Source organism: Streptomyces sp. CLV115 (assembly GCF_038448545.1).
GTDB lineage: Bacteria > Actinomycetota > Actinomycetes > Streptomycetales > Streptomycetaceae > Streptomyces > Streptomyces sanglieri.
Window position 1 is genome coordinate 37143 of sequence record NZ_JBCEWQ010000042.1, and the last position, 18262, is coordinate 55404.

Genomic DNA, 18262 nt, shown 5'->3' on the forward strand with positions numbered 1-18262 from the left:
TACGCACACCACGTACGGAAAGAGAGCGCGACGATGAGCACACCCGTACCCCGCACCGGCAGACGCGCGAGGGTGCCGCGCGGCGGGCCGACCCACCGCCGCCCGGCCGCCATGGCCGCCTTCCTGACCTCCGCAGTCCTGGTCGCGGCCTGTTCGGGACCGCCCAAGGACGAGGGGAGTCACCCCGGCGACTTCACCCTCTCGAAGGGCACGCCCGCCGCCAGGGGCGAGATCGACTCCTTCACCTGGGCCACCTACGCCGAGCCGCCCACGCTCGACTACACCATGGCGTTCGACTACCCGCAGAACACCATCCTCTCCAACGTGTGCGAGAGCCTGATGCGCTGGACGCCGAAGCTCACCATGGAACCCGGCCTGGCTCGCAAGGCCTCCAACCCGAACCCCACCACCTGGGTCTACGACCTTCGCCCGGGGGTGCGCTTCCACAACGGCAGGGCGATGACCGCCGACGACGTGGTCTTCAGCCTCGGCCGGCAGACCGACCCCGACAACGCCGCCGCGTGGGCCCAGATCTTCCAGAACGTCGCCTCCGTGAAGAAGACCGGTCCGCTCCAGGTCACCGTCGGGCTCAAGAAGCCCGATTCCCAGTTCCCCCAGTACATGGCCACCGCCGCCGGCGTCGTCGCCTCCAAGGCCGGTGTCGAGGCCGCCGGCAAGGACTACGGCACCTCCGGTGGCCTCGCCTGCACCGGCCCGTTCAAGCTCGGCACCTGGAACAAGGGCCAGTCCGTCGAACTCGACCGGTTCAACGGCTACTGGGGCAAGAAGGCCAAGGCCGGCAAGGTCGTCTTCCGCTTCATGACCGACCCCTCGGCCCGTACCAACGCCCTGCTCAGCGGGGAGGCCGACGGCGGCTACCTCATCCCCACCGAGAGCTACGGACGGCTCAGGAACAGCGGCCCCGGAACCCTCTACTTCGGCGAGGGCCTGACCACGGTCAACGTCAACGTCACCAACATGAAGGGGCCGCTCGGTGACGTCCGGGTGCGCCGCGCACTGTCCCTGGCGCTGGACCGCTCCGGGTTCGTCAAGGCCGGACTCGGCGGCGCGGGCACCGCCACCAACTCGCTCACCCCCCGGGCCTCCTGGGCCGGAGCCTCGAAGCGGACCGGACAAGCCGCCTTCGGTTCACTGCCACCCGCCGAGCGGGACATCGAGAAGGCCACGAAGCTGATCAAGGAGGCCGGCGCCTCCGGCAAGACCTTGACCGTTGCCACCAGCTCCATCGGCCAGGACGTCTCCCTCCTCGCCACCGCCCTCCAGGCAGCCGGCACCCGGATCGGCCTGGACATCCGCCTCAGGACCATCGCCCCGAACGCCTTCACCGCGCTGTTCACCGACCCTGATGCGCGCGAGGGCATCGACTTGTTCCCCTACACCTCCTACCAGAACATCACGGACCCGCTGGACCTGCTCTCGAACTTCAGGACCGGCGCCTACTTGAACTTCGCCGGCTACAGCGACACGAAGTACGACCAAGGCATCGACCGGGCGACCGCCGCGTACGACCCGGACGAGCGCCTGGCGATCGAGGTGGAGCTGCAGAAGCACGCCGCCGAGCAGCTGCTGTGGATCCCGGTCGCCGAGTGGCCCACCGCGGTCTTCCTCAACAAGAGGATCAGCGGCGCCCCCACCACCATCTCCTACATGTACTACCCGTGGGCCGCCGATGTGGGGGCCGCACCGTGAGCTTCACCAGATTCGCCGCACGGCGGCTCGCGGAGATGATCGTCACCTTGCTGTGCGCGTCGTTCGTGGTCTTCGGCGCGATGTACCTCGCGCCGGGCAGCCCCGCGAGCTTCCTGCTCTCGGGCCGCTCGGCCTCGCCCGAGGCCCTCGCCGCGATCAGCGCCCAATACCACCTGGACGACCCCTTCTTCGTCCGGTACCTGCGCTGGCTCGGCGACATGGCGCAGGGCGACTTCGGGCGGTCGATCACGTACCGCACCGACGTCTCCGGCCTGCTTGCCGACCGCCTTCCCACCACCCTGCTGCTGATCGCGATGGCCCTGGTCGTGGTGGTGGTCGTCGGCCTGCTGCTCGGCCGGCTCGCCGCCGTACGCGGCGGTGCCACGGACTCCGCCGTCCTGGTCACCACCACCTTCGCCGTCGGGGCCCCGTCCTTCGTCGCGGCCGTACTCCTTCAGGCTCTGTTCGCCGTCAAACTCGGCTGGTTCCCGAGCGGCGGTGCCGGCGAGGGCCTCTTCGACCAGCTCTGGCACCTGACCCTCCCCGCGATCGCGCTCGCCCTCTACCTGATCGGCCTGCTCGCCCGGGTCACCCGCTCGGCGATGCTCGAAGCGCTGGACAGCGAGCACGTCACGGTGGCCCGCAGCCGGGGTGTGCCCGAGCGCCAGGTCGTCCGCCGACATGCGTTCCGCAACTCGCTCGGCACGGTCCTGACCACCGGCGGCCTGATCGTCTCGACCCTCCTGGTCTGCACGATCCTCGTGGAGAGCGCGTTCGGCATCGGCGGCATCGGCCAGCTCCTCGAACTGTCCACCTCCACCAAGGACTTCCCCACCGTCCAGGCCATCTCCCTGATCATCGTCGCCCTGTTCATGATCGTGAACCTCATCGTCGACCTCCTGCTCCCGCTGGTCGACCCGCGGATCACCCTCGGATCGAGGAGGTCCTCCGCATGACCGCCGTCCTCACCCGCCGACCCGGTCCGGCCAGGATCCGCACGGCCCGGTCACCGCTCCACCTGTGCTGCCTGGCCTTCGTCGTCCTCGTCGTCGGCGCGGCGCTGCTCGCCCCCCTTGTCGTGCCGTACGACCCCAACACCGTCGACCTCGGCAACGCGCTCGCCGGACCCTCGTCCGGGCATCTGCTCGGCATCGACGCCGCGGGCCGAGACACCCTTTCGCGGCTCCTGCTGGGCGCCCGCGCCTCGCTGCTCGGCCCGCTCGGGGTGGTCCTCTTCTCCACCGTCGCCGGCATCGTGGTCGGCACGGCCGCGGCCTGGCGAGGCGGCTGGCTCGACTCGGTCCTCTCCCGCAGCACCGAAATCGTCTTCGCCTTCCCCGGCATGCTGCTGGCGATCCTCATCATCTCGATCTACGGCGAAGGGCTGCTGGCTCCGGTCATCGCCCTCGCCGTCGCCTACCTGCCCTACGTCAGCCGGCTGACGCGTTCGCTGGTGCTCGCCGAGCGCGAGCGCCCCTACGTCAGCGCCTACCAGGTCCAAGGCCACTCGGCGCTGTACATCTGCGTGCGCCACATCCTGCCCAACATCGCCCCCGTGGTCCTCGCCCAGTCCACCATCAACTTCGGCTACGCCCTCATGGACCTCGCCGGCCTCTCCTTCCTCGGCCTCGGTGTCCCGGCGCTCACGCCCGACTGGGGACGCATGGTCTTCGACGGGCAGACCGCCGTCCAGCACGGATACCCGCTGTCCGCGATTCTGCCCTGCGTCTTCATCGTGCTCACGGTGGTCGCGTTCAACGTGGTCGGAGAGCGCTGGGCCGACCGCGTAGCCAGGAGAGACCGATGAACACATCCGACCGGCCGGCACTCGACATCCAGGGGCTCCGGATCACCCTGCCCGGCACCGCCCGCCCCGTCCTCGACGGGATCGACCTCACCGTCGCCGTCGGCGAGACCGTCGCCCTCGTCGGCGAGTCCGGCTCCGGAAAGAGCCTCACCTCGCGCAGCGCCCTTCGCCTGCTGCCTCCGGGCGCCGTCACCGAAGGCACCGTCCTCGTCGACGGCCACGACGTCCTCACCCTGGACCCCGAGCGGCTGCGCGCGCTGCGCACCGGCACGGTGGCCATGATCTTCCAGGACCCACGGGCGGCCATCAACCCCCTGCGGCGCATCGGCGACTTCCTCACCGAGAGCGTGCGGCTCAACCGCACGATGAGCGCCGCCGAGGCGGAAGCCCGCGCGGTAGAACTTCTGGAGGCGGTGGGGCTGGACGACACCGCCCTGGCCAAATACCCCAGCCAAGTGTCCGGTGGCATGCTGCAACGCGTCATGATCGCCACCGCGCTGATGGGAGACCCGTCGCTCCTGCTCGCCGACGAGCCCACCACCGCACTGGACGTCACCACCCAGGCCGAGGTCGTCGCCCTCCTGGGCAGACTGCGCGAGCGATTCGGCACCGGGCTGCTGTTCGTCACCCACGACCTCGACCTCGCGGCGGCGATCAGCGACCGCGTGTACGTCATGTACGCCGGGCGGATCGCCGAGAGCGGACCCGCCGAGGTCCTCTTCGAGTCCCCCCGACACCCCTACACGGCCGCCCTCCTCGCCTCCACCCCGCGCATGGAGAACCCGCAGGGCCGACTCGCCGCCATCGACGGCCGGCCTCCCGACCTCCGAATGGAGCTGACCGGTTGCGCCTTCGCCGCACGTTGCCCGCTGGCCACCGAACTGTGCGACCGGCAGGCCCCGTTGCCGCTGCCCGCTCCGGGCCGGCCGGACCACCACGCGGCCTGTCACCACAGCGACCGACTCGAAGGAAGCGCCATCGATGTCTGAGAACGCAGAGAGCACCCGGTACGGCGAGAATGCGGAGAACGTGCTGGCCGTCAGGGGCCTGCACAGGACCTTCGGCACCGTACGGGCCGTGGATGACGTGTCCTTCACACTGCCGCACGGCGGATCACTGGGCATCGTGGGAGAGTCCGGCTCCGGCAAGACCACCACCGCCCGGATCGTCGTCGGCCTGGAACAGGCGGACGAGGGCGACGTTCTTGTGTGCGGCCGGTCCCGCACCGACCGGGCCCGCGGGCGGGCGAAGCGTCTCGCCCGCGCCCGTGAGGTACAGATGGTCTTCCAGGACCCTCTCCTGTCGCTCGACCCGAGGACCGGCGTCGAGTTGGCCCTGCGCGAGACACTGCGGCTCCACTTCCCCGAGCGCGACCACGCCCGGCGGATACGGGAACTGCTCGACCAGGTCGGGTTGGGCACACGCGCCGCGGACGCACTGCCGCGACAGCTCTCCGGCGGACAGCGGCAGCGCGTCGCCATCGCGCGAGCCCTGGCCGTCGAGCCGGCCGTACTCGTCCTCGACGAGGCGGTCGCGGCCCTCGACGTATCCGTACAGGCGCAGATCCTCAACCTGCTCGCCGACATCCGGGAGCAGACCTCGATCGGCTACCTCTTCATCACCCACGACCTCGGCGTGGTCCGGTGCGTCACCGATGACGTCATCGTCATGCGGCACGGCGCCGTCATCGAGGCGGGGGCCACCGCCGAAGTACTGGCCGCTCCCCAGCACCCCTACACCAGGCTCCTCCTGGAGTCCGTGCCCCGCCCCGGCTGGGACCCGGAGCGGATCGCGGAGGCCCGCCGGGCCCTTTAGACGATCTGTTCCAAGCGGTCGGTGACCGTAGCCGATCAGTGGGCGCAGGACGGTTAGTCCGGTGGCGTCGTTGTGCCAGATCGCGGCGGTCAGCGCGAGGACGCGTTGCATGACGCGGGCTACGACACCTCCGGATGTGCGCCCTCGGTGCCGTTCGAGGCCGAGGTGTCCGTTGAAGGTCTCGTCGATCGATTCGATGAGCTGTCGCAGCGGCTTGAACAGGGCTGCGCCAGGCCGTTCCCGTTCACCCTTGCGGGCCGGCCGCAGCAACTGGACTGCATGCTAGGGCAGTTCGCGTTCGCATCCGCGTTCGAGCCGGTGGATGTGGCGTTCGTCGGCCTTGGCCCAGGTCGGGGCGGAGGCGATGGGCCGGCCCAGAAGGGTGCAGACCAGGTGCGGGCGCAGGCCCCGGAAGAAGGGCCGGTGGCCGGTGCAGTAGCCGGAAGGGGTGGCGCAGGTGGGCACGGGCATGGCGGAGCCATTTGGCCCCGGAGGTGATGCCGAGTATGGCCATGCATCATGGCGAGGGCGACCGCTTCGGCATCGCTCGGGCGAGGCGCCATGCCGACCGAGGGCGCCACGGCGCCAGGTCGGGATGCTCCTTTGGCATGTCGTCGGTCGTCGCACAGCGTGCTGTCGCGAGGATGTCCACGTCGTTCGCCGTAGGACGATCTTGGACATCCTCGTTCTCGTCTCCGCAGGCACCCCTCGGACCAGACCACCAGGAGAAACCAGTGCCATACCCGCAACCGCTCACCCCCGCGGAGAAACTCGCCGAGGCGAAGCAGCAGTTGAGCCTCCCGCGTATCGTCGTGATCTGCGGATCCACACGTTTCATGACCGAGATGACCGAGGCCGATCTGCGGGAGACCAAAGCCGGAAGGATTGTCGTCAAGCCGGGTTGCGACATGAAGTCGCCGCACGAACTTTGGTCCGATCCTGTCGAGGCCGAGGCGCTGAAGGTTCGACTCGACGATCTGCACCGAGCGAAGATCCGGCTTGCTGATGAGGCGCTCGTAGTCGGCGACTACATCGGAGACAGCACCCGAGCCGAAATCGCCTACGCCCGCTCGCTGGACAAGCCCGTGCGGTTCACACACCCCGAAGTCGACCCCGGTGCCTGACCGCCCACCCCCACACCCTCCGCAGGCACCCTTTGGAACTGATCATCCAGGGCAGCTCGACGGCCGGTTCGGGCTCCGGCGGCGAGCGTGCGAGCCGAAGCCAGGTTCTGGCCGGTCCGGTGCTGGAAGCGGTAGCGGCACATTCAGTGAGACCTCGCCGGCTGAACGTCGACTGTCTGGTCACGGGCGGCGACACCTTCGACGTCATGCTCGACCGCCTGGACCGCAGCTTCACCGCCCAGCGCAGCTTCACCGCCCACGTCTCGCACGAACTCCGCACCCCGCTCATCCTTCAGCGCACCGCCCTGGAGATCCCCCTGGCCCAGGGCCGCGTCCCCGCCGGCCTGAGACCGGACATCCGGCGCGCTCTGGGCGCCAACGCCCGCACGGAACAACTGATCGCGGCTCTGACGTCGGCACGCGGTGAGAGCGAGAAGCTGACGCCGAACCCCGTGGACCTCGCGCATGTTGCCATGGACGCGGTGAGCGACCTGGCCGACGCGGGCTTGACGCTTCGCCGGCTGCGTCGCGGTGCCCTGACGCACGACGCGGAGGACGGCACCTCCACCCCGATGCTGCCCGGCCCGCTCCCGCCACGCATCCGTCCGCTCCCTGGAGCGGTACGCCCGTCCCGGCGTCGACCCGGTCGCCCGGCACGTCGCCGAACGCGACCCCGCTGCACGTCGCCGCAGGCAAATCCGGGCGGGTCAGGACTTCAAGATCATCGTCGCACCACAACACCCGTATGCCCGGGTCCTCCTGGAGTCCGTCCCGCCAGTCCGGGAACCGGAAGTGATCGCGGCTGCCCGTCGGGCGCTGTGGTGGGCCGTGACCGGCTCAGACGCCGGCCGCGAGAGTGAAGATGAGCGTCCGCAGGACCGCTCCGGTATTGACCCCGGCGTCCAGCGACTCCGCGGCGGCGAGCCCGTCGACGGCGGCGGCGACGGCAGCGCCCAGCGGACGGGGGTCGAGGTTCCCGCCGCGCTCGTCGGCCAGGACCTGGAACAGGTCGACGAACGCGGCGCGCCAGCGCCGGTACTCGGCATCGAGGGACTCCCGCACCCGGTCGTCGTTCAACGCGTGCCAGTGCAGCGCCGAGTGCAGGTGCGCGAGGTCCGTGCCCTCGGGCCGGCCGAGCAGATCGACCACGCGCTCGGCGCGCTCGGCGAACGTACCGGGGGCGGAGACCGCCGCCTCCAGGGGGGAGATCCACTCGGGGCGGATGTCCTCGACGACGGCCAGGATGAGATCGGTGCGATTCTGGAAGTGGTAATGGCACATTCCGTGCGAAACCCCGCACAGGGCCGCCACATTGCGTGTGGTGAAACGCTCGCTCATCTCACCGGCCAGCAGGGTCCGGGCGGCCGAGATCAGCCGCGCACGGGTCTGCTCGCCCTTCGCCGACACGCGCGACCGCCCCGGCCGGACAGAGGGTGGGGAGATTTTCTGGGGGCCTTCTGCCGATGCTGCCATGACGTCACTCTAACGAGCACCCCGGCCTCCACCTGCAGTGTTGCGCGAACTCGGGAGATCCGTCGCCCAAACTATTGACCGAGCGCTCGGTCAGTTCTAGTTTTCGGACTCCCACCGTGCCGCGGTGCTGGGCGGAAACGACGAAGGAGATCCACATGAACGAGCATGCAGGGAACCAGTCCCCGGGCAGGGGCATGGGCAGGCGCGGGTTCCTCGCGGCGGCGGGGCTCACTGCCGCGGGCGCTGCACTCGCGGCGAGCGAGGGGCGAGCCCTGGCCGCGTCGCCACGCAGCCAGGCGGCTCCGGCGAGCTCCTTCCGCGTCCCGATCGAGGACGTCCGCCACACCCGCACCTGGATGGCCTGGCCGGACAGCACCGCGATCTGGGGCCGCAAGCTGCTCAGCGGCGTCCAGGCCGACATCGCGCTGATCGCACGGACCATCGCCAAGTACGAGCCCGTCATCATGTGCGCCAACTCCGGCAGCGCGGCCAACGCCCGGTCGATGTGCGGGTCCGCGGTCACCGTCATCAGCACCATCCCGGTCGACGACTGCTGGATGCGCGACAGCGGCCCGGTCTTCCGCACCAACGGCTCCGGCGGCCTCGACGCGGTCGGACTGAACTTCAACGGCTGGGGCAACAAGCAGACCCACGCCAAGGACGCCCTCGTAGCCGGGCGGATCGCCTCCTACGTCGGCGTCCCGTTCACTTCCGCGGCCCTGGTCGCAGAGGGCGGCGCGATCGAACAGGACGGTGCCGGCACCCTGATGGCGACCCGCAGCAGCCTCATCAGCACCAAGCGCAACCCCGGCAAGTCACAGGCACAGCTCGAAACCGCCATGTGTGCCGCGTACGGAGCCTCCGAGGTCATCTGGTTCGACGGCGTGTCCGGGCAGGACATCACCGACGACCACGTCGACGCGACCTCGCGCTTTCTCGCTCCTGGGCAGGCGCTCGTCCAGATGCCCCTGGCGACGGACACCGATGTCTACGCCGAGGATGCGCGCCAGCAGTACCAGATCCTGTCCGCCTCCACCACGGCGAGCGGCAGCCCGATGTCGGTGAGCCGGCTCCAGGGCCCCGACTACAACAAGATCCGCTCCACCAGCAGCGACTTCCTCGCCTCCTACGCCAACTACTACCTGTGCAACGGTGCTGTCATCTCGGGCCAGTTCGGCGACGTCCAGGCCGACGCCGCGGCCAAGGCCACGCTTTCCCGGCTCTACCCCGGCCGGGCCGTCGAACAGCTCAACATCGACCGCCTCGGCACCGGCGGCGGCGGAATCCACTGCGTCACCCAGCAGCAGCCCGTGCCGTAGCCGGTGAGTTGCGCCGAGACCGAGACCGAGGACGAGGCCGGGGCAGAGGGCCCCGCGAGAGTTCCGTACGGGCCCAGCCGGAGCAGGCGGACCACTGCCTGCTCCGGCTGGGCCTCATCGCCGGGCCCTTCCGCCGGCCCAGCAGCTTCTCTGTACCAACGACGAGAGCCGACCGCCGGGCGGGCCTACTCGCGTGCTCCCGTACGACACCTGGGGCAGCGGCCCCTTCAGCAGGTGGCGCGGGGACGCGATCAGCAAGCGCCGGGTGACGGGGCGAGACCGGCCGCGGCGTCCAGGGCTGCCCGGACCGGCAGGGCCGGCGCCGCCCGCACTTCGTATGGGGTGGAGCGTCACGCCAGTGCTGGAAGCGCGGCGAGCGGCGGCAGCGGAGCGCTCGCCATCGCTCCGAGGGAGACGAACAGCGTGCCCGAACAGGTGGAGCCGCGCGGGAACGGCGAAGAACCCCTGGTCGTAGTCGGCAAGTATCGCTTCTCGGCGCGCGGTAGACCTCCCTCGGTCGAGGGAGAAGCTTTTCCCGCCTTCTCGCGATGTGCGCCCGTGCACCCGTAACTCATGATCCTTTCCTGCCCAGTTGGCGCCACCGGAGGATGACGGATGAACACGCAAGGAACGGCAAGCCTCAGTACACGGCCTGCGGTCGGCAAGGACGGGCCGGCCACCGCGGCCATGGTGCTGGGCGTCACCGGCCTGTTCACCTCGGTCGTCCTCCTCGGCGGAGCACTCGGCCTCATCGGCGTGGTCCTGGGCGCCGTCGGCCTGAAGGCGTCCGGACCGACCGGCCCCGGCCGTGCCAGGGCCGTCACCGGCGTGGTGACGTCGGTTCTCGCAATCGTGGTCGCCGCCCTGGCCGCCCTATTCCTGGCCTGGTACGCGAACCGGACCCAGGCGTGCTACCAGCCCGACACCCTGCGGCAGTACGCGCAGTGCGTCAGCCGGCACCTCACCAGGAGCTGACCGGTCCGACCACGTGCCCCCCCGCATCACCCGGCAGGCACTCGCATCAGGGTGAGCGCCAGGTATGCCAGGCCGGTGCTTGCTTCGCCCCCGTTCACGAGGCGCCGGATGTCCACTGCGTAGGTGGAGAAGGTGGTGAAACCGCCGAGTACACCGGTGCCGAAGAAGGGGCGTACAAAGCCGAGGGGCGGCCCAGACGTCGGTGATCACGACCATGAAGACGCCGATGACCGCACAGCCGACGGCGTTGACGGCCAAGGTTGTCCACGGGAAGGCATCGGCGGGTGTGGGCCACAGGAGCGAGGCCCCGTACCGTGCGGCCGCTCCTGCCCCGCCGCCGAGCGCGACGGCAGCGATCACGGGGCCCTGCCGCGGTTCTTTGTGCTGTGCGGGAATCCGGGGATCGATGTCGGGGTCGACGAATTCGTTCAGTATGCGGGTCCGGGACTTTTCCACGTACGTCTCCTACTCGCCGGGCGCGCTGGTACATGAGCGCGCGCGTCACAAGTAGGGACCGTTGGCGGCTTCGTTGCCGCGGTTCGGGTACGGCGTGCCCCACCGCCGTGCGGTGCCCACCGGAACACCGCCGCGGGCAAGTCTACCGGGTACCGAGAACGTTCCTCGGTCCGGCCGGAGCGCGGCAGTTGTGACGCCTGCCCCCGCGCAGGACAATGGACGCAACCGGCGATGAGGCTCGCCGTAACCGCGCCACCACGGCGCTGATGGCCTCTGCGTGATCCCATTCTTCTGGCATTGCGGGAGGTGGGGGTGATGCCTCACATTACTGTCGCGGTCGAATCGACCGTCGGGTCGTCCATCGGCAGGAACGACGGTCCGGTGCCGGACGAGTCCGATGCGACGGGCCGCGGCGGCTGGCCTGTCGGCAAGGGATGCGTGGAGGACACCCTGGGCACGGACGGCCGCCCCATCCAGACCATGGTCCTGTTGCAGGAGCCGGCACTGCCGGGCGACGAGGTGGCGGCCTGGCCGGTGGCAGTGCTCCATCTGAACGACGGCCGGCATGACCTGGACGAAGTGGTCTGCGTCGCCGAGGTCGAATCCTTCGTAGACCTGGTCGACACCACGGATCTCAGCCGCTGGCATGCAGAGCCCGCCGCCTGGGCATCGGCTCTGGGCCGGCTGACACCCGAGTCCGCCTACCAGGTGACGGGCTGCGGAAGCCGCAAGGAAGCCGATCGGCTCGTGGCAACTGCGCGGCACTCCTTTCTCCAGCTCACCGGATGTCTGGAGTGACCTGCCGACGGTGGAGGGAGGCAGGCGTTGACGACAAATCATCGACGGCCGTACGCACCGTGCGGCACCACTTCCGTCGGCGCGCGATCGGCCGCTGCGGATGTGCGTGCACACGCCGGACATCGACGGCGCCCCAGGTCCGGCCCACGCACGAGTACTCGTCTTCGCCGACGTGCTGCGGACGGCGGAGACGGACGGCTGATGCGCTGCCGGCCGGTCTCGACACACCAGCCGTTCTCGACCTGCTGCTCGGTGTGCAGGCGGTCGCGGGAGTGCCCGAGGGCGCGAAGGTTCGAGACCTTCGCCTCCCCGGACCGGACACTCGGCCTGGAACTCACACGTGAGATCGTGCGCCTTCCAGCGGCCGAAGCGGGGTGAGACCATGCCCACGTACGGTGCGGCCCGGTTGATCGTGCTGCGGCACGCCAAGTCGGCCCGGCCGGACGGTGTACCCGATCACCAGCGCCCGCTCGCGGGCCGGGGCCGCCGGGACGCCCCGGCGGCCGGACGCTGGTTGCGCGAGGCACACTGCGTGCCCGACCTGGTCATCTGCTCGACCGCCCGGCGTACCCGGCAGACATGGGATCTCGTCGCGGCCCAGCTGGACGCGTCGCCGGAGGTGGTGTTCGAGCCGCGGGTGTATGAGGCGAGCGCGTCCGCTCTGGCCGCCGTCGTGCGCGATGTCCCCGAGCGGCGACGGACCGTGTTGCTGATCGGCCACCAGCCCGGCGTGCAGGACCTGGTCCTGTCCCTGGTGGGAGGCGGGGACGACGAGGTACTCGCGCGGGCCCGCGCGAAGTTCCCGACCTCCGCGGTCGCGGTACTGGTGGTGCCGTCCGCATGGGCCCAGCTCGCGCCGGGCACGGCGGCGCTCGTTGATTTCGCAGTGCCCCGCGGCATCGCCGCCACGCGTTGAGTGGCCCGAGCCGCAGGACGCCGACGTAGATGCGGCAGATGGCGAACGCGTTGCGGGAGTATTCGGCGACGAACCCAGGAGCACTTGGCGACGAACTGCGGGAGCCGGGTGATGGAGTTGGCTGACCTGCCGTGGAAGTGCAACCCGGCTCGTGACGCCCTGAGCGGCCCCCGCGCGACGAACCGATCGGCCTGCCCGGCCCACCATGAGAAACGGCCCCTACGTGGTGCCGGGGGCAGCGACAGAGCCTTGGTGCTGGCCGCGCGGGCGCGGAGCGTTCCGGCATCGATCAAAGATCAAGAGCCCGGGCAGCGGCGTGGACCACCGTCCGCACCGGGGTCAGCGGTCGGCGATGTCCTCGCGGAGGCCGTCGGAGAATTCCCACCACGACAGCGGCAGCCAGTCGCCGTTGATGAAGGCATCGACAGTCGCGCCGCGACCGCGGAGCGAACGACGTGATCGTAAAGATCACCTCCACCGCGATATGCGGCTCGGACCTGCACATGTACGAAGGCCGTACCGCAGCCGAGCCAGGAATCGTCTTCGGCCACGAGAACATGGGAATCATCGAGGAAACCGGCAGGGCGTCACCTCGCTGAAGGCGGGCGACCGCGTGGTCATGCCCTTCAATGTCGCCTGCGGGTTCTGCGTCAATTGCGTCGAGGGATTCACCGGATTCTGTCAGACCGTCAATCCTGGATTTGCGGGAGGTGCTTACGGATATGTCGCAATGGGGCCCTGGCCGGGCGGCCAGGCGGAATACCTGCGCGTTCCGTACGCCGACTTCAACTGCCTGAAGCTGCCGCCGGGAAACGAGCACGAGACCGACTTCATGCTGCTCGCCGACATCTTCCCCACCGGCTACCACGGCTGCGAACTTGCCGGGGTCCGCCCAGGTGAGAGCGTCGCCGTGTACGGCGGCGGGCCGGTCGGGCTCATGGCCGCCTACTCGGCCCTGCTGCGCGGCGCGAAGAAGGTCTTCGTCGTGGACCGCGTTCCCGAGCGGTGGGAAAAGGCCAGGGAGATCGGTGCGATTCCGGTCAACTTCGCCGAGGGTGACCCCGTGGAGCAGATCAAGGACCAGACCGAAGGCATCGGCACGGACAAGGGCGTCGATGCCGTCGGCTACCAGGCGTCGGCACGCGGCACCTACCACGAGGAACCGGCGACGGTCCTGAACTCGCTCGTCGGCACGGTCCGGGCCACCGGAGCGCTCGGCGTGCCCGGCCTCTACGTTCCGTCCGACCCCGGTGGCCCCGACGAGCAGGCCAAGCACGGCATGCTCCTCGTCTCGATCGGCAAGCTCTTCGAGAAGGGCCTGCGCATGGGTACGGGGCAGTGCAACGTGAAGCGCTACAACCGGTACCTGCGCGACATGATCATCGAGGGTCGGGCGCAGCCGAGCTTCGTCGTCTCGCATGAACTGCCCCTGGAACAGGTGCCCTTGGCGTACGACAAGTTCGACAAGCGGATCGAGGGCTACACGAAGGTCGTGCTGCACCCGTAGCCGCGGGAGAGGAGTGCTCCCCGGACCGATGACGGGGCAGCGTGCCTGGTGCCGTCGTCATGGGGCGGCCCGAACCGGCCGGCATGGATTGGTTGCCGCTGCTCTCCACCCTGGCCGGGGCCGCGATCGGCAACGTCGCCACTCTCATCGCCGATCGGAGTCGGTGGAAGCGCGAGGATGTCAAGGAGGCCCTGGCCCTGCGGCTGCGGCTCGACATCTACATGCAGTACACCACCACCGTGAAGGTCCTCGGTGCGACTCTGCGCGCTGGCCGGCCGAGCGCACACTTCCCGGCCCGCAGCGGATCACGTACTACCGCCTGCTGTGGGACCTGACGGACCGATGCTGCGCTCCGTCAGTTCCGGCGGGCGCGTCACGCTGCTCGTACGTCCACACCGCCAGCTGCGTACGCGACGTGAACCCCAGCTTGCCGAGGATGCGCTCGACATGGTTCTCCGCGGTGCGCTGCGCGATCGTCAGCCGCACCGCGATTTCCTTGTTCGTGAGCCCTGCGGCGATCAGCTCCGCGACCTGGCTCTCACGCCGCGTCAGCCCCGGCGCCCCGGCCGGATCGTCCAGTACGTACGCCATTGCCTCGTCCACCGTCGCCCGCGCCCCGCGCCGGAACTCCCGCTCGAAGACCGCCCCGGACAACGCCTCCCGCACCCCCGCCTCGAAGCGCAGATGCTGCCCGGACATGAACGGCGCCGAGCCGAGCCGCCCGCCCAGCGACCCCCACAGCAGATGCAGCACACCCAGCAGCCGGGCCGCGCGCCGCGGCGCACCCCGCGTGCTCCACGCGATCACCTCCACGCACATGGCCACGTCCCACCAGTCCTCGAACGGCCGCAGCAGGCCGATGGCCGCCCGGGCGTGCCCGATCGCGTCCCCGGGCGCGTCCGCCCGCCGCGCCAGCAGGGCACGGGCGAGCAGCGCCATCCCGTGCAGCCACGACTCGCCCCGCGCCCGCGCGGCGTCCTCGACCTCGCCGCACGCCTCGGCGGCCCGCGCGACGTCACCCCCGTAGGCGTGCGCGATGGCGAACTTGACCCGGCACTCGAGCTCCGCGTCGGGACACCCCTGCACACGGAACTCGGCGCACGCCCGCGCGAACAGCCCGGCGGCGCCTGCGAAGTCCTCGCGCCAGACGGCGAGGATCCCGTGGTGATGCCACACCCACGCCGACTCCCGACGATGACCGCCGAGCCGCGCTGCCTCCTCGCACGCGGCGAGCGCACTTCGCACCTCGGCGTCCGGGGCGCCCTGCAGAATGCCCAGATACGTGTCGGTGACCAGCGCCCGGACTCGCACGTCCGTGTCCGGGCCGCCGTGCGCCCGGTCGGCGGCGAGCAGCAGCGACAGCCAGCGGCGCCCCTCGGACAGCAGTCCCGCCGTGAGCCAGTAGTGCCGGGGCGACACCGCCAGAGCCAGACCGGCTCGCGCCTGCCCCGGCTGTTCCAGGCAGAACTCCAGGGCCGCGCGCAGGTTTGGATGGTCCCGCCGCAGCCGCGTGAACCAGCCGACCTGCCGGGCCCCGAACCACTCCTGCCCGGCCCGCGCGGTCAGCTCCGCGTAGTGGTCCCGGTGGCGGGCGCGGAGCGCGTCGAGCGAGCCCGACGCGACCAGCCGTTCGTGCCCGTACTCCCATACCGTCTCCAGCATGCGATAGAGCGAACGTCCGTTCTCCTGACGGCAGTTGATGATCGACCTGGCCACCAGGGCGTCGAGCGTGTCGAGCACCGCCGCCGTCGGCAGCTCGGCGTCCGCGCAGACCCGTTCCAGTCCGTCGAGGTCGAAACCGCCCTGGAACACGGAGGCCCGCGCCCACAGCAGCCGCTCGCGCTCCGTGCAGAGCTCGTGGCTCCAGTCGATCAGTGCGCGCAGGGTGCGCTGCCGGTCGGCGGCGACGCGGCTGCCCCCGGTCAGCAGCGCGAACCGGTCCGTCAGCCGCTCCAGGATCTCGTGCGGCGTCAGGCTCCGGACGCGTGCCGCGGCCAGCTCGATCGCGAACGGCAGCCCGTCCAGCCGGCGCACCAGCTCGGCGACGGCGGCGGCGGTGTCGGACTCCGTCACCGTGAAGCCGGGCAGCACGGCGGCGGCCCGCTCGGCGAACAGCGCGACCGCCGGATTGCCGCTCAGGGCACGCACCCGGCGCCCCGCGTCCGCGACGTCACCCGCCTCCGGCACGGTCAGCGGCTCCACCGGAAAGACCTGCTCGCCCGCGATCCCGAGCGACTGCCGGCTCGTCGCCAGCACATGCAGGCCGGGGGCAGAACGCAGCAGTGTGTCGGCGAGCCGGGCGCAGGCATCGATCAGATGCTCGCAGTTGTCCAGGACGAGCAGGACACGCCGCTCGCCCAGCCGGGCCACCAGTGCGGCCGTCGCATCTGCACCCGGGCGCCCCGGACGGGCCACGTCGAGGGCGCCCAGAACACTTGTCGCGAGCAGCCCGGGATCCCGCAGATCGGCCAGCTCGGCCACGTACACCCCGTCGGGGAACGATCCCGCCACGTCCGAGGCCACCCGCAGCGCCAGCCGCGTCTTGCCCACACCACCGACCCCGGTGAGCATCACCAGACGGGCACCGGACAGCAGTCCCGCGATCCGTGCCGTCTCCGCCCGCCGCCCGATCAGCGACGTCAACGCGCCTGCCCCCGTCCCCATGGGCGGCCATCTTACGGACGTACGACGACCGGGACCGGCCGACCAGCGGCCACAATTGAGTAGTTCTCCCGTAGCCCCGCACGCACACCGGTCCGACACTCGACGACGTGGAACCGGACGATCAGACGAGGTGTGCGTTGACGGCAGGGGCGGCGACGGGGAGCGGCGAACAGCCCGGGCGGCTGGGGGAGCGCGTGTGGACCTACCAGGGAGCGATGCCCAGGCGGCCCCTGATGGTGTTCACCCCGCTCGTCATCGTGTTCATCGTGATGTGCACCATCGCCGACGACCACTACGACGAGGGCTCCTTCCGCCTCGCCTTCTGGGCGATCCCCGCGGCGGCCGCCGTGTGCGCCGCGATCGTTGTCCGGCACACCCGGATCAGGCTCCACGAGCACGAGCACGGCTTCGAGTTCCGCCGCCCCGGACGCCGCACGCTGTGCCTCACCTGGGACGAGATCGCCTCCGTCGAGTCGACCAGGGTGTCCGTCCGCATCAACTTCAGCCACTCCCACGACGTGCTCAAGACCGTCCTGCGCCCGTACGAGGGCAGCCCGATCCGCCTCAGAGACCTCGACTACATCAAGGTCCGCGAGGAATCCGGTTTCTGGCGCCTGGCCACCATGGCCCCTGTCGGCAACGCCCGGTCGTTCACCACACACGCCTCCCGGGGCGTGGCCGAAGCCGTCGCGGCGCGGCACCTGGAAGAACTGGCCGCGGGCGGCGCACTCCGTTGGGGAGCCCTGACGTTCACCCGCGAGGGCCTGACGCTCAAGCCCTTTCCCGGCCTGCTGGACTGGTCCCGGATCACCTATGTGTCCGGAAGCCCGGACAACGGCGTCCGTCTCGACGTGAGCGGCCTGGCCGGACACGTCGGCAGCCCGGCCCTGAAGCCCCGCGCCACCAAGGCCGGCTACAGCACCGAGCGCGACCGCCTGGACGTCTTCATACCCGTCCGCCGCCCCGGATCGGACTACGCGGCACTGGATATCGTCCTCGCCCACGGCGCCACCCTGACCGACCGACGGCACCACGACCCCGACGGTGACCGGGCCTGAGGGGGGTATCGCCGAGATGAGCCCGAAAGCCGCCAATAGTTGATCTCGGTGTTTCGGTCGGACCGGCCGTCACTCGTTCGGCCCAGTGTCGTTGGTGGTGATGTCGACCACCGTCTGGACCGGGGTGGGTTGTGACCTCGATCGAACGGACCGCGTATCCGCGGTTCAAGCGGCTGATCACCGCGCACGAGCTGCATCTGTTCTTCGCGCCGACCCGGGAGGAGGCGGCGTGGGCGGCTGAACGGATGGATTCCGACGGCCATCAGCCCGCGCTGCTGCTGGCGTTGAAGTCCTATCAGCAAATGGGCCGGTTTCCGAAGCCGGACGAGTACCCGGAGATGGTGGTCGATTTCGTCCGCCACGCGGTGGAGTTGCCGGAGGGCACGAAGCCGTTGTGGGGAACAGGCCGGACGGCCGAGCGCCGGCGCAGGGAGGTGCGCCGCCGGGTTGGGGTGACGTACGACCAGGCCGGGGCCCGCAGGGTTGCGGAGGCGTCGATCCGGAAGACAAGAACGCCACCTACAGCGCCTTCCGCGAGGTCGGCCGCATCATCCGCACCGTGCAACTGCTCCGGTATCTGACGGACGCCCCACTTCGCCGGCCCTGCGTGCTCTGAACTTTGTGGTGGGGCGGGCGGCCC

Annotated in this window: 16 protein-coding genes, 4 pseudogenes and 1 riboswitch; of the genes and pseudogenes, 16 read left to right on the top strand and 4 right to left on the bottom strand. The window is 70.2% G+C overall.

The features are described from left to right. Nucleotides 1–33: 33 nt before the first annotated feature. Genes AADR41_RS17025 through AADR41_RS17045 form a run of 5 tightly spaced genes read left to right on the top strand, consistent with a single transcriptional unit; the run spans nt 34 to nt 5332 of the window. Nucleotides 34–1710 (top strand): ABC transporter substrate-binding protein, encoded by a 1677-nt coding sequence (locus AADR41_RS17025; protein WP_342282251.1) that lies wholly within the window; start codon nt 34–36, stop codon nt 1708–1710. After that, nucleotides 1707–2666, top strand: a complete 960-nt coding sequence (locus tag AADR41_RS17030) for an ABC transporter permease (protein WP_342282252.1) — start codon at nt 1707–1709, stop codon at nt 2664–2666. The genes AADR41_RS17025 and AADR41_RS17030 overlap by 4 nt, the downstream gene beginning before the upstream one ends. Next, entirely contained in the window at nt 2663–3517 is an 855-nt protein-coding gene (locus tag AADR41_RS17035) for an ABC transporter permease (protein WP_342282253.1), read from the top strand. The genes AADR41_RS17030 and AADR41_RS17035 overlap by 4 nt, the downstream gene beginning before the upstream one ends. Then, nucleotides 3514–4506 carry an ABC transporter ATP-binding protein gene (locus AADR41_RS17040; protein WP_342282254.1) on the top strand — a complete coding sequence of 331 codons (993 nt, stop codon included), beginning with the start codon at nt 3514–3516 and terminating at the stop codon, nt 4504–4506. The genes AADR41_RS17035 and AADR41_RS17040 overlap by 4 nt, the downstream gene beginning before the upstream one ends. After that, the gene (locus AADR41_RS17045; protein WP_342282255.1) at nt 4499–5332 is read left to right on the top strand and encodes an ABC transporter ATP-binding protein; all 834 of its coding nucleotides are present in this window, start codon (nt 4499–4501) and stop codon (nt 5330–5332) included. Before AADR41_RS17040 ends, AADR41_RS17045 begins: the two co-directional genes overlap by 8 nt. 21 nt (nt 5333–5353) lie before the next feature. Here AADR41_RS17045 and AADR41_RS42905 read toward each other — a convergent pair. Beyond that, a pseudogene (locus tag AADR41_RS42905) lies at nt 5354–5942 on the bottom strand (hypothetical protein); the annotation flags it as partial. Nucleotides 5943–6066: 124 nt separating this feature from the next. On the opposite strand from AADR41_RS42905, the gene AADR41_RS17055 reads away from it, so the two are divergent. Together AADR41_RS17055 and AADR41_RS42910 are read left to right on the top strand one after the other, a co-directional pair. Continuing rightward, complete coding sequence (locus AADR41_RS17055) at nt 6067–6456, top strand: hypothetical protein (protein ID WP_342282257.1); 390 nt, start codon at nt 6067–6069, stop codon at nt 6454–6456. Between the two features lie 206 nt (nt 6457–6662). Continuing rightward, nucleotides 6663–7316, top strand: coding sequence for a sensor histidine kinase (locus tag AADR41_RS42910; RefSeq protein WP_446751061.1), 654 nt, complete (start codon nt 6663–6665; stop codon nt 7314–7316). On the opposite strand, the gene AADR41_RS17065 is transcribed toward AADR41_RS42910, so the two are convergent. Continuing rightward, the gene (locus AADR41_RS17065; protein ID WP_342282259.1) at nt 7294–7863 is read right to left on the bottom strand and encodes a TetR/AcrR family transcriptional regulator; all 570 of its coding nucleotides are present in this window, start codon (nt 7861–7863) and stop codon (nt 7294–7296) included. The two genes, AADR41_RS42910 and AADR41_RS17065, sit on opposite strands and share 23 nt — an antisense overlap. Nucleotides 7864–8084: 221 nt before the next feature. Here AADR41_RS17065 and AADR41_RS17070 point away from each other — a divergent pair, with 221 nt between their 5' ends. Continuing rightward, nucleotides 8085–9248 (top strand): agmatine deiminase family protein, encoded by a 1164-nt coding sequence (locus tag AADR41_RS17070; RefSeq protein ID WP_342282260.1) that lies wholly within the window; start codon nt 8085–8087, stop codon nt 9246–9248. A 615-nt stretch (nt 9249–9863) separates the two neighbouring features. Then, nucleotides 9864–10223, top strand: a complete 360-nt coding sequence (locus AADR41_RS17075; protein WP_342282261.1) for a DUF4190 domain-containing protein — start codon at nt 9864–9866, stop codon at nt 10221–10223. Nucleotides 10224–10267: 44 nt separating this feature from the next. On the opposite strand, the pseudogene AADR41_RS17080 reads toward AADR41_RS17075, so the two are convergent. Continuing rightward, nucleotides 10268–10631 (bottom strand): annotated as a pseudogene (locus AADR41_RS17080) (FluC/FEX family fluoride channel); the annotation flags it as partial. Nucleotides 10632–10897: 266 nt separating this feature from the next. Further along, nucleotides 10898–10962: riboswitch (Fluoride riboswitch) on the top strand. A 32-nt stretch (nt 10963–10994) separates the two neighbouring features. Between AADR41_RS17080 and AADR41_RS17085 the strand changes: the two are divergent. The 4 genes and pseudogenes from AADR41_RS17085 (at nt 10995) to AADR41_RS17100 (ending at nt 14235) form a co-directional block, all read left to right on the top strand. After that, nucleotides 10995–11477 (top strand): inorganic diphosphatase, encoded by a 483-nt coding sequence (locus tag AADR41_RS17085; RefSeq protein ID WP_342282262.1) that lies wholly within the window; start codon nt 10995–10997, stop codon nt 11475–11477. A gap of 382 nt (nt 11478–11859) precedes the next feature. After that, nucleotides 11860–12393, top strand: a complete 534-nt coding sequence (locus AADR41_RS17090) for a SixA phosphatase family protein (RefSeq protein WP_342282263.1) — start codon at nt 11860–11862, stop codon at nt 12391–12393. Between the two features lie 449 nt (nt 12394–12842). Further along, a pseudogene (locus tag AADR41_RS17095) lies at nt 12843–13900 on the top strand (glutathione-independent formaldehyde dehydrogenase); the annotation flags it as partial. Between the two features lie 83 nt (nt 13901–13983). Continuing rightward, complete coding sequence (locus tag AADR41_RS17100) at nt 13984–14235, top strand: hypothetical protein (protein WP_342282264.1); 252 nt, start codon at nt 13984–13986, stop codon at nt 14233–14235. Here the strand turns inward: AADR41_RS17100 and AADR41_RS17105 are convergent. After that, nucleotides 14213–16564 carry an ATP-binding protein gene (locus AADR41_RS17105; protein WP_342282265.1) on the bottom strand — a complete coding sequence of 784 codons (2352 nt, stop codon included), beginning with the start codon at nt 16562–16564 and terminating at the stop codon, nt 14213–14215. The two genes, AADR41_RS17100 and AADR41_RS17105, sit on opposite strands and share 23 nt — an antisense overlap. Nucleotides 16565–16779: 215 nt before the next feature. Between AADR41_RS17105 and AADR41_RS17110 the strand changes: the two genes are divergently transcribed. The 3 genes and pseudogenes from AADR41_RS17110 to AADR41_RS42915 all read left to right on the top strand — a co-directional run bounded on the left by AADR41_RS17110 (nt 16780) and on the right by AADR41_RS42915 (nt 18238). Continuing rightward, complete coding sequence (locus AADR41_RS17110) at nt 16780–17622, top strand: hypothetical protein (RefSeq protein WP_342282266.1); 843 nt, start codon at nt 16780–16782, stop codon at nt 17620–17622. A 131-nt stretch (nt 17623–17753) separates the two neighbouring features. Then, nucleotides 17754–18101: pseudogene (locus AADR41_RS17115) on the top strand (DUF4158 domain-containing protein); the annotation flags it as partial. Beyond that, on the top strand, nt 18017–18238 hold the full coding sequence (locus tag AADR41_RS42915; RefSeq protein ID WP_446751060.1) for a Tn3 family transposase: 222 nt from the start codon (nt 18017–18019) through the stop codon (nt 18236–18238). The pseudogene AADR41_RS17115 and the gene AADR41_RS42915, both read left to right, overlap by 85 nt. Nucleotides 18239–18262: the final 24 nt, after the last annotated feature.

What these genes read in the sequence shown, in the direction of transcription:
- AADR41_RS17105 (WP_342282265.1), bottom strand. Translation starts at nt 16,564, where the DNA reads ATGGGGACGGGGGCAGGCGCGTTGACGTCGCTGATCGGGCGGCGGGCG.
- AADR41_RS17090 (WP_342282263.1), top strand. Translation starts at nt 11,860, where the DNA reads ATGCCCACGTACGGTGCGGCCCGGTTGATCGTGCTGCGGCACGCCAAG.
- AADR41_RS17035 (WP_342282253.1), top strand. Translation starts at nt 2,663, where the DNA reads ATGACCGCCGTCCTCACCCGCCGACCCGGTCCGGCCAGGATCCGCACG.
- AADR41_RS17025 (WP_342282251.1), top strand. Translation starts at nt 34, where the DNA reads ATGAGCACACCCGTACCCCGCACCGGCAGACGCGCGAGGGTGCCGCGC.
- AADR41_RS17110 (WP_342282266.1), top strand. Translation starts at nt 16,780, where the DNA reads ATGCCCAGGCGGCCCCTGATGGTGTTCACCCCGCTCGTCATCGTGTTC.
- AADR41_RS42910 (WP_446751061.1), top strand. Translation starts at nt 6,663, where the DNA reads ATGCTCGACCGCCTGGACCGCAGCTTCACCGCCCAGCGCAGCTTCACC.
- AADR41_RS17040 (WP_342282254.1), top strand. Translation starts at nt 3,514, where the DNA reads ATGAACACATCCGACCGGCCGGCACTCGACATCCAGGGGCTCCGGATC.
- AADR41_RS17085 (WP_342282262.1), top strand. Translation starts at nt 10,995, where the DNA reads ATGCCTCACATTACTGTCGCGGTCGAATCGACCGTCGGGTCGTCCATC.
- AADR41_RS17070 (WP_342282260.1), top strand. Translation starts at nt 8,085, where the DNA reads ATGAACGAGCATGCAGGGAACCAGTCCCCGGGCAGGGGCATGGGCAGG.
- AADR41_RS17045 (WP_342282255.1), top strand. Translation starts at nt 4,499, where the DNA reads ATGTCTGAGAACGCAGAGAGCACCCGGTACGGCGAGAATGCGGAGAAC.
- AADR41_RS17100 (WP_342282264.1), top strand. Translation starts at nt 13,984, where the DNA reads ATGGATTGGTTGCCGCTGCTCTCCACCCTGGCCGGGGCCGCGATCGGC.
- AADR41_RS17075 (WP_342282261.1), top strand. Translation starts at nt 9,864, where the DNA reads ATGAACACGCAAGGAACGGCAAGCCTCAGTACACGGCCTGCGGTCGGC.